The sequence below is a fragment of the Cnuella takakiae genome (assembly GCF_001953305.1).
GTDB classification, from domain to species: domain Bacteria; phylum Bacteroidota; class Bacteroidia; order Chitinophagales; family Chitinophagaceae; genus Flavisolibacter; species Flavisolibacter takakiae.
Genome location: NZ_MTFE01000010.1, coordinates 4652107 through 4658864, shown reverse-complemented (window position 1 = coordinate 4658864; position 6758 = coordinate 4652107). Strand labels below are relative to the sequence as shown.

General features: G+C 43.2%; 6 protein-coding genes and 1 pseudogene. All 7 read left to right on the top strand.

The annotated features are described in order from the left end of the window. Window positions 1–355 (top strand): annotated as a pseudogene (locus tag BUE76_RS25205) (GDP-mannose 4,6-dehydratase); the annotation flags it as partial. Window positions 356–512: 157 nt separating this feature from the next. After that, window positions 513–1379 (top strand): glucose-1-phosphate thymidylyltransferase RfbA, encoded by an 867-nt coding sequence (gene rfbA / locus BUE76_RS19945; protein WP_073044550.1) that lies wholly within the window; start codon window positions 513–515, stop codon window positions 1377–1379. Between the two features lie 69 nt (window positions 1380–1448). Beyond that, on the top strand, window positions 1449–2339 hold the full coding sequence (locus BUE76_RS19940) for an ABC transporter permease (protein WP_073044552.1): 891 nt from the start codon (window positions 1449–1451) through the stop codon (window positions 2337–2339). A 55-nt stretch (window positions 2340–2394) separates the two neighbouring features. Next, a complete protein-coding gene (locus tag BUE76_RS19935; RefSeq protein ID WP_073044554.1) occupies window positions 2395–3630 on the top strand; it encodes an ABC transporter ATP-binding protein in 1236 nt (411 codons plus the stop codon). Window positions 3631–3712: 82 nt separating this feature from the next. After that, window positions 3713–4531, top strand: a complete 819-nt coding sequence (locus BUE76_RS19930) for an FkbM family methyltransferase (protein ID WP_083596568.1) — start codon at window positions 3713–3715, stop codon at window positions 4529–4531. Between the two features lie 97 nt (window positions 4532–4628). Next, window positions 4629–5576 (top strand): glycosyltransferase family 2 protein, encoded by a 948-nt coding sequence (locus tag BUE76_RS19925; protein WP_073044558.1) that lies wholly within the window; start codon window positions 4629–4631, stop codon window positions 5574–5576. A gap of 36 nt (window positions 5577–5612) precedes the next feature. Then, a complete protein-coding gene (locus tag BUE76_RS19920; RefSeq protein ID WP_073044559.1) occupies window positions 5613–6431 on the top strand; it encodes an FkbM family methyltransferase in 819 nt (272 codons plus the stop codon). Window positions 6432–6758: the final 327 nt, after the last annotated feature.

Genomic DNA, 6758 nt, shown 5'->3' with positions numbered 1-6758 from the left:
CCTGGTATTCCATAAGGGCAAAGACAGTGAAACTTATAATATCGGCGGCTTTAACGAGTGGAAGAATATTGACTTGGTTAAACTGTTGTGCAAACAAATGGATGAAAAGTTGGGCCGCGCACCTGGTGAAAGTGAACAACTGATTACCTATGTTAAGGACCGTCCCGGCCACGACCGTCGTTATGCTATCGATGCAAGCAAAATCAATAAGGAGTTGGGCTGGAAACCTTCGGTAACATTTGAAGAAGGTCTTTCACAAACCATTGACTGGTACCTGGAAAATACCGAGTGGCTGGAGCATGTAACCTCCGGCGCCTACCAGCAATATTATGAGCAGCAGTACGCTGTGAAATAGACTTTCGTTACTGCACACACTCGTTTTATGCGTTTTCTACGGTGTACGCCCAATGCGTTTGTACGTAGAAGATCCATAACGGTGTGTGTTGCATATAAAAACATACCGTGAACCTCAGTGTACTTGTTGTCACTGGGATTCCACTTAATAAAGCTTCATGAAAGGAATCATTCTCGCCGGCGGCTCCGGCACCCGCCTTTACCCCATTACCAAAGCCATCTCCAAACAACTGATGCCCATCTACGACAAGCCGATGATTTATTATCCCTTGTCGGTGCTGATGATGGCCGGTATCAGCGAGGTGCTGATCATCACTACACCTGAAGATAATGCGCAGTTTCGCCGTTTGCTAGGTGATGGCAGCCAGTTAGGTTGCCGCTTTGAGTATGCCATCCAGGAAGTGCCAAATGGCCTGGCGCAAGCCTTTGTTATTGGTGCCGACTTTATAGGTAACGATAAGGTAGCACTGGTGCTGGGTGATAATATTTTTTATGGCTCACGCCTGGGTCGTCAGTTGCAGGAACTAAGCGACATTGAAGGCGGTTATGTTTTTGCCTACAAGGTGGCTGATCCGGAGCGTTATGGTGTAGTGGATTTCGACGGGGACAACAAAGCATTGAGTATTGAAGAAAAGCCGGCAAATCCCAAATCGAACTACGCTGTTCCGGGTCTTTATTTTTATGACAACCAGGTAGTAGAAATCGCCCGCAACCTGCAGCCTTCACCACGTGGCGAATACGAGATTACGGATGTAAACCGTGTGTACCTGGAAAAAGGACAGTTGAAAGTAAGCATTCTCGACAGGGGCACTGCATGGCTCGATACCGGCACCTTCGATTCACTGCACGATGCCACCGAGTTTGTACGCGTAATTGAGAAACGCCAGGGCACCAAAATTGGCTGTATTGAAGAAATTGCGTGGCGCATGGGCTTTATTGATGATGCCAGGCTTGCCGAACACGCACAGGCCCTTGCCAAAAGCGGTTATGGCACTTACCTGAAGACTTTGAGCAGGGAAGATTAAGTTGAGGTGAAGGATTAGGTAGCTGCTACTGGTGCTGCCTAATTCTTACACCTTGGTGTTTCGACATAAATGAATACCAAAACGATTGCTTTACCTGCTGCAGAAGTGGAACCGCTTCACCAGGAAGCGTGGACGGAGGTGATTGTGCCTCGTTCACGCCTGCTGGATTTAAGGTTAGGCGAACTGTGGCGCTACCGTGACCTGGTGCTGATGTTGGTGCGCCGGGATTTTGTGGCCAACTACAAGCAAACAATATTGGGTCCGCTGTGGTTTTTAGTGCAACCCATTCTTACTGTCCTCACTTTTGTTTTGATTTTTGGCCGGGTGGCAGGCCTCAGCACCGATGGTATGCCCAAGGTTTTGTTTTATCTGGCAGGTGTTACACTCTGGAACTATTTCGCTGAAACGCTGAATAAAACGGCCACTGTTTTCCGTGACAATTCGCCCATTTTTGGCAAGGTATATTTTCCGCGTTTAACCATGCCCGTAAGTATTGTCATTTCCAACCTCGTTCGGCTGGCAATTCAGTACGGTTTGTTCCTGGTATTTTGGGCATGGTACTTATGGTGCACTTCAAGTATCCATCCCAATGCTTGTATTTTATTGACCCCTTTGCTGATCCTCAACATGGGATTGCTGGCCCTTGGTTTGGGTATGATCATTTCGGCCCTTACAACCAGGTATCGCGACCTGGTATTCCTGCTCACCTTTGGCATTCAGTTGTTGATGTATGCCACCCCGGTAATCTACCCCTTTAGCAGTATTGCCTCGCATTATAAATGGCTGCTGCAACTCAACCCAATGACCGCTGTCGTGGAAACCTTCCGCTATGCTTACCTGGGTTCGGGTACTTTCAGTTTGGCCGCACTGACCTATAGCATGGCCATTTCAATTGGTACTGTATTGCTGGGCACCATAGTGTTCAACAAGGTGGAAAAAAGCTTTACAGACACGGTTTAAGTGTGTTCCTATTACTGGATATCATCCGGTGCAAACGTTTCCATTACGCAACTTCATGTCGCAATCGGTAATTAAAGTAGAAAACCTCGGTAAGCTATACCGCTTAGGGGAAATAGGCACCGGTACCATCAGCCATGACCTTAACCGGTGGTGGGCCCGTGTACGGGGCAAGGAAGATCCCTTTGCTAAAATAGGGCAGGTAAACGACCGTGCCACTAAGGGCAGCAGCGACTATGTGTGGGCGCTGAAAGATGTAAACTTCGAAGTAAAACAAGGCGAAGTGCTAGGCATCATCGGCCGCAATGGTGCCGGTAAAAGTACCCTGCTTAAACTATTAAGCAAGGTAACCGCACCCACTACCGGCAGCATCAAGATTAAAGGCCGCATTGCCTCCCTGCTTGAAGTGGGTACCGGTTTTCATCCTGAACTCACCGGCCGCGAAAACATCTATCTCAACGGCGCCATCCTGGGTATGACCCGTAGCGAAATCCGCAGCAAGTTTGATGAAATTGTTGATTTTGCCGGTGTGGAGCGCTATATCGATACGCCTGTAAAGCGTTATTCGTCTGGCATGTACGTGCGGCTGGCTTTTGCTGTTGCAGCCTTCCTGGAATCTGAAATTTTTATTGTAGATGAGGTGTTGGCAGTTGGAGACGCTGACTTCCAAAAGAAGTGCCTCGGACGGATGAAAGAAGTAAGTACCAATGCAGGGAGAACTGTTCTTTTTGTTAGCCACGATTTAAATGCAGTTGCGCAACTGTGTAAGAGGTTACTGTTGTTTTCAACCGGCCTCAAGGATTTTGAAGGGGATGTTGAAACAGGGATCAGGAAATACCTGTCCACTTATAAAAGCAGTAGCCACTTCATTAGAAAGAATGCACCCCGAAATAAAACCTATATCAAAGAAGTATGGATATGCGATGCAAACGGCGATGCAGTAACAGCTTTCTTTCATGATCAGGAAGTGCATGTTGTATTCAATATAGAGATCGAACAAGGGCTGTTATTGAAGCCGGATGTTTTTGTGATAGTATTAGATGCCAGGAAAAGAAGGATCTTTGCCTGTGAGCTAAATGCCCTTCACCCACAAGTTAAATTGGTTATTATGCCCAGGCAACTTGTCCGTGGAGAATACTCCCTGATTACCCTGATTAATATTCCAAACAAACAGACTGTGGATGAACTGGTAGATATTTGCCAATTTGAAATTGTTGACAACGGTTCTCAAATGTCTAAACATGGGGGATATGATTATGGAATGGTGTTAGGAAAATACCGTTGGGATGTATAACACACTCAGTCGTTTCACATTTCTGTTTTCCGGTTTTTCAAGGTTAATGACTGCCATTGAACACTTTCTTTGACAACCTTTGATGTTTACAATATTTTCCAAGATCAGGTACCGCTTATTGTCACCATGTGAAAGGGATTACTTTGAGGTTGTACAATTTGTAAAAAAAAGAGGTGGGCGCACAATAGATGATGGAAAGATGCTCAGGGTACAGTTTGATTTCCGCAAAAAGATCATTCATTTGGCGCTGCGATATGCCAGCTCAGATGCAAAGGTGTTCAACCAAATTTTCGTACGGAACGAGTATGGAAACTTGGTGCGCACCTTTTTAAACCATTATGATGGCATTACCCCTGTAAAGATTGTGGACATTGGTGCTAATGTAGGGCTTACAGCAATTTACCTCCATTCCTTTTTACCTGTTGAGCGATATATAGCAATAGAGCCTGCTCCTGATAATTTTTCATTTTTGAAAAGGAATTTTATGCTGAATAGCCTTGATGCTATTGAAGCAGTGCAGGTGGCCATCTGGAGTAAGCATGTGACTTTACAACAATCGTCAGATTTCAGAGACGGTCTGCAATGGTCCACCACCTTTATTGAAACAGATGCAGTTGATAAAGGTAGTAGCATAATGGGTACTACCTTTCCTGCATTGGTTGAAAAGCACTGTTTAGATACAATCGATATTTTGAAAATAGACATTGAAGGAGCAGAGTTCGAGATATTCAACCATACAGCAGATTTTCCATGGTTGCATGCCGTGAAATTTTTAGCTATTGAATTGCATCCTGAAAAAGGAAATATTCTTGCTATCAAGGAACTGCTGAAGCGTTATGGCTTTGTTCTTTTTGACTCCGGCGAGACAACAATTGGCGTCAACACGAACCTGGTATGCTAAGCATGATCGGAGCGATGTTTTTGGTGATTTGTGTTCCCATTCAACCTGAAATGTGCTCGGTTTTTTCCTGTTGAATCAATAGATTTAACAAGCTTCCATGATTGCAAAACGCCCTGCTCTTAAGGTTTCGGTCATCATGTGCGCCTTTAATGTAGCGCCTTTTATAGCCAGTGCTATTGAAACCATTAAAGCTCAAACCTATCAGGATTGGGAATTGATCATTGCCGATGATGCATCAACCGATGATACTTTGGCTATTGCACGGTCTTTTGCATTTGACCCCAGGATCAAGGTTTATGCGCACCAAAGGAATATGGGCTACATAAAAAATAAGAATTGGGCGTTTCAACAGGCTAATGGCGACCTGCTGACCCAATTGGATGCAGATGATTTGTGTGGTGAAGATCGCCTGGCCAGCCAAGTGGAGGTATTTTATAAGCATCCAGAAGTAATGATTTGTGGAACCAATTACCAGATGGTTGATCAAAATGGAAGGTACTTGTGGTCAAGGGAATTTGCCAGTGATCAGCATATTTACCTGAACGAGGAACAATATCCTTTTTGGTTTCCCAGTTTGATGTTTCGCAAAGAATTGATTGCGGAGGTTGGATTATTTTCAGAGTACTTTGAAGGTGTTTATGGAGATGATCATCATTGGACCATGAGGGTAAATCAAAAATATCCTGTTTACTTTATAAAGGAAGTGTTGTACAGTTACAGAGCAAATCCAAACTCCATAACCAATGTGTTTGATAACCCTAGGAAGTTGTTAGTAGCAGATATTTTAAAAGAATTACGTCGTCAATGTATTGCTTATGGCACGGATTCAATCCAGCAGGGCTATTTCGATAAAATGCTGGACTTTGAAAAGGCTTTATTAGGGAATCGGTCAAAGATGAGTGAACACTACCGTACTTGGGCTGCGAAGGCTATTGATAAGAAAAGGTTTGGGGAAGCATGGTCTTTACTAAAGAAAGCAATTCTTGCCAATCCGTATAATTTGAATAACTACCGGACGGTTTTTTACCTGTTCAAAAATTTTTGAGTTCAAGTATTCAGTATAGCCAAACTAACGATTCGTATGTCCTTTACTGCAAAAATATTTCACCACTTGCCAGTCAAGTTCCTGTTACCTGTTCTCAAGTTGCTATATAAAAGAAATGGTTTAGTACTTGAGGATATGAAACGTGTGCATTCATATTACCTGCTCAAAGTAAATGGTTATTATCTTCCTTCGGAGAGTTTGAATTGGTTTACCAATTACAAATATCTTAAAGAAAGATCCATGCGTATCAGCCTTTATGGCTACAGTCCCAAAAATGGTGATACTGTCATTGATATTGGGGCAGGAATCGGAGAAGAGGTGATTGTTTTTTCTGAGTTGGTTGGTGAAAAGGGAAGAGTGATTGCAGTAGAGGCCAATCCAAAGGTTTTTGATGTGTTAAGTAATGTTGTGCAGCTAAATAACTTGAAAAACGTTTGGTTAAACAAATTTGCTATTGCTGAAAAAGGAGGCTTATTTGAACTTTCCCTTAACGCTGGTTCTTTTTTAGGAGGAACCATCAGTAAAGATACTTCAGGGGCCATAAGGCTAATTGTCAATGGGGTTAATATTTATCAATGGTTATCTGAAAACGAAATTGACAAAGTGGATTTGTTAAAAGCAAATGTAGAAGGTGCTGAAAGATTTTTAATACCAGATAAGAGCTCCCAATTTGATGCCATTAAAAATGTAGCCATCGCCTGCCATGATTTCCGATTTAAACAAGAAGGAGATGAGTTTTTTCGTACAAAGAATTTGGTTGTGAGTTTTTTAAAACACCAATCGTTCCAAGTTAAATCACAAAGCACTTCTTTAGCTTACGTCAATGACTGGGTATATGGACACCGTTCGGTGTAAAATGGTAGAGCATTTGGGTTAGGTTTACCTAATTTCATTCACTTAAAGGAGATGGTTATACGATAAGCGTCAGTGTAGCATCCACTACCTGGATCATTAATCCCTTCCCATATTTTATTTATCATCTGCCTTAAGCGGAATTACTCTTCGAATTTTCTTGTAATTGACTCCAGCATTATGTATAAACCTTTTTTGGAATCTAAAATGCATGGCAGCAATGGTAAGCATTTCCGAATACCGGAGGTTTCCGGTCATTCCTTCCCCTTTAATGTACACAGGCCTTTTTTTACGTGAAATCAAGGTGTTCTTTCCTGCGCACCTCATAAG

Coding starts and splice junctions, on each gene's coding strand:
- rfbA (WP_073044550.1), top strand. CDS start 513: ATGAAAGGAATCATTCTCGCCGGCGGCTCCGGCACCCGCCTTTACCCC.
- BUE76_RS19940 (WP_073044552.1), top strand. CDS start 1,449: ATGAATACCAAAACGATTGCTTTACCTGCTGCAGAAGTGGAACCGCTT.
- BUE76_RS19935 (WP_073044554.1), top strand. CDS start 2,395: ATGTCGCAATCGGTAATTAAAGTAGAAAACCTCGGTAAGCTATACCGC.
- BUE76_RS19930 (WP_083596568.1), top strand. CDS start 3,713: ATGTTTACAATATTTTCCAAGATCAGGTACCGCTTATTGTCACCATGT.
- BUE76_RS19925 (WP_073044558.1), top strand. CDS start 4,629: ATGATTGCAAAACGCCCTGCTCTTAAGGTTTCGGTCATCATGTGCGCC.
- BUE76_RS19920 (WP_073044559.1), top strand. CDS start 5,613: ATGTCCTTTACTGCAAAAATATTTCACCACTTGCCAGTCAAGTTCCTG.